The sequence below is a fragment of the Halomonas sp. ANAO-440 genome (assembly GCF_019915905.1).
GTDB classification, from domain to species: Bacteria; Pseudomonadota; Gammaproteobacteria; order Pseudomonadales; family Halomonadaceae; genus Halomonas; species Halomonas chromatireducens.
Genome location: NZ_JAHXBV010000058.1, coordinates 1 through 573 on the forward strand (window position 1 = coordinate 1; position 573 = coordinate 573).

At 62.8% G+C, this 573-nt stretch carries 1 protein-coding gene; it reads right to left on the reverse strand.

Features of this window, described 5'->3' with window-relative positions:
* Window positions 1–72: 72 nt before the first annotated feature.
* On the reverse strand, window positions 73–573 hold a 501-nt coding region (locus tag KZO25_RS19815), incomplete at its 5' end, for a group II intron maturase-specific domain-containing protein (RefSeq protein WP_223138220.1).

The following is a 573-nucleotide window of genomic DNA, read 5'->3' on the forward strand; positions in this document are numbered from 1 at the left end:
ATCGAGTAGGAGGGGGAGTCGCCTCCCCCGTCCTCTCACACCACCGGGCAAACGGTTCCGTACCACGGCGGTTCATGAAGAACGGGTAAGCCTTCTTACCGTATCAAGTACCGAGATCAGACCCAGCCCGTCGAACCACTTCCGCGGCAGGGCCTGATTCATGTGCGAGGCACCCGCATTCCACCAGGCACCTCGTCCGTTCCCCGCTGATTTCCAGGCACGTTGATCGTCCAGACCCAGCGCCAGGAGTTTGCGGCGCCGAGTTCTCGGGCGCTTCCACTGCCGCCAGATCACACAGCGCAGTCGGCGACGTATCCACTGATCCAGCGCTTCCAGCGGGCGTTTCACATCGACGAGGCTGAAGTAGTTGGCCCAGCCCCGCAGGACCGGGATCAGTTCTTCGATGACGCGTCGAATGTTGCGTCCCCTGCCGCGCTTGAGGATCTCACGGACACGCTGCATCAGGCGCTGCAAACTGGCCTTGGCCAGCGTCAGCTTCGGCAGTTTGTGCCGAGTCAGCGTGTAGCCCAGATACCCCCGATTCCATGGCCGGCCCACCGCGCTTTTGTCGCG